We start from the raw sequence: 2016 nt of genomic DNA, 5'->3' as shown, positions 1-2016 counted from the left end.
CGATGGAAGCCCTCGGGCAGGACGTGTAGTAGGAAGCGGCGAATGAACTCGTCGGCCGCGACGGTCATGACCTTCTGCCGACTGCTTTGCCGATAGTCCTTCCAGCGAAAGGCGACTTTGCCATCCTCGATGGCGACGAGCCGATTGTTGGAAATGGCGACGCGGTGGGTATAGCGCCCGACGTAGTCGAGGACCTGTTCGGGTCCGGCGAATGGCGGCTTGGCATAGATGACCCACTCGGCCTTTCGTAGCGGCGCCAAATAGCGCCGGAAGGCATCGCGCTCGCTCAAGGCCTGCAAGTCAGAGAAGAACTTCAACTGGCCGGCGTCGAAGGCTTTCGCAAGATGCTCCAGGAACAATCGTCGGAACAGGCGCGAGAGCACCCGGACGGGCAAGAAGAAGCCGGGCTTGCAAGCGATCCATCGCGTGCGGTCCGGTGAGAACCCACCACCCGGGACGACACAGTGCAGATGCGGATGATGAAGCAGGTTCTGGCCCCAGGTATGCAGCACGGCGAAGAAGCCGATCCCGGCGCCCAGGTGCTTGGGATCGGCGGCGATGATGCGCATGGTCTCGGCGGTGACGCGGAAGAGAAGGCCGTAGACGAGCGCCTTGTTCTGATAGGCGATGGCGGCAATGGGCTCCGGCAGCGTGAAGACGACGTGAAAGTACTGTGTGTCGAGAAGTTCGGTACGACGATCCTCCAGCCATTGTGCGCGGGCCAGCGATTGGCAGCGGGGGCAATGCCTGTCGCGGCAGCTGTTGAAGGCAATGCGCCGGTGGCCGCATTGATCACATGCTTCGACGTGCCCGCCGAGCGCGGCGGTCCGGCACAGTTCAATCGCCGTCATGACACGGCGCTGGGCGGTCGACAGCGACGCGTCATGCTGTGCGCGATAGGCTTCGCCGTAGCAGCGGAAGATATCCGCCACTTCCGGCCCCGAGCGGGCCATTGCCGCGCCGCTCAGAAGTATTGCGGCTTGGCGGGCAGCGGCACGGTGGGCGCCGGACGCGGCAAGAGCTCGAAGGGGCTCGAGGTGGCGCAGACTTTGTTGGTGGCGATCCGCAGGTAATGGGCGGTGGTCGAGAGGCTGCGGTGACCGAGCAGCAGTTGAATGGTGCGCACGTCGGCGCCGGCCTCCAACAGATGGACGGCGAAGGCGTGACGCAAACTGTGTGGCGTGACCGGTTTGGACAATCCGGAGAGGTCGCGCGCTTTCGCGCAGGCCTGTCCCACCGCACTGCTGGTGATCGGCTGGTCGGCACGATCGCCGGGGAAGAGCCATTCCTTCGGTCGCCGCATCTTCCAGTAATCGCGCAGGATCTCCAAAAGCTTGGGCGACAGCATCACGTAGCGGTCCTTCTGGCCTTTGCCCTGCTCGACGCGGATGACCATTCTCTGGCTGTCGATGCCCGTGGGCTTCAGCTGAACCGTTTCCGAGATGCGCAGGCCGGCGGCATAGCACGTGGTCAGGATGGCGTGGTGTTTGACGTCGAGGACGCAACCGAGGAACCGCTGAACTTCCTCGGGACTGAGGATGATCGGCAGCCTCTGCGGCTTCTTGGGAAGCGGGAGGACCTCTTCAGGCGCCCAGTCCCGATCGAGCGTCACATTGTAGAGAAAGCGCAGCGCCGCAATGGCGGTGTGAATCGAGCCGGGCGACAGCTTCTTCTCGTTGGCCAGATAAACCTGATAGGTCCGAATATCCTCCCGCCCGAGCAAGTCCGGAGACTTGCCGAAGTGGCGGGCAAATAGCGAGACCTGTTGCAGATACGACAGCTGGGTGTTCAGCGCGAAGTTGCGCACCTGCATGTCCTCGCTCATGCGCTGGCGAAGGTGAGTCATGACAAGCTCCTTTGTCCGATGGAATGGGCTGTAAGCAGCCACTCCATGCTGACGCAGTCCGAGCTTGTTGTGGACACATGACCACCAGCGCGACAGTCGACGCGATCAACACCACGCCGCCGGCACACACCCTCCTTGCCGCTCCGCAATCGCGGAGCGGGTTAGTCCAA

General features: G+C 62.9%; 2 protein-coding genes. Both read right to left on the bottom strand.

Translation table 11 applies throughout. The annotated features are described in order from the left end of the window. Window positions 1–953, bottom strand: a 953-nt coding sequence (locus tag NKI99_RS33665; protein WP_352613734.1) for an IS91 family transposase, incomplete at its 3' end; no start/stop codon positions are given. Between the two features lie 11 nt (window positions 954–964). Then, entirely contained in the window at window positions 965–1846 is an 882-nt protein-coding gene (locus tag NKI99_RS33660; RefSeq protein ID WP_352613736.1) for a tyrosine-type recombinase/integrase, read from the bottom strand. Between the last annotated feature and the right edge of the window lie 170 nt (window positions 1847–2016).

This window comes from Mesorhizobium sp. M0239, from assembly GCF_040321815.1.
In the GTDB taxonomy this organism is placed as follows: Bacteria; Pseudomonadota; Alphaproteobacteria; order Rhizobiales; family Rhizobiaceae; genus Mesorhizobium.
This window is presented reverse-complemented; position numbering and strand designations above follow the sequence as displayed.

What these genes read in the sequence shown, in the direction of transcription:
- NKI99_RS33660 (WP_352613736.1), bottom strand. Translation starts at nt 1,846, where the DNA reads ATGACTCACCTTCGCCAGCGCATGAGCGAGGACATGCAGGTGCGCAAC.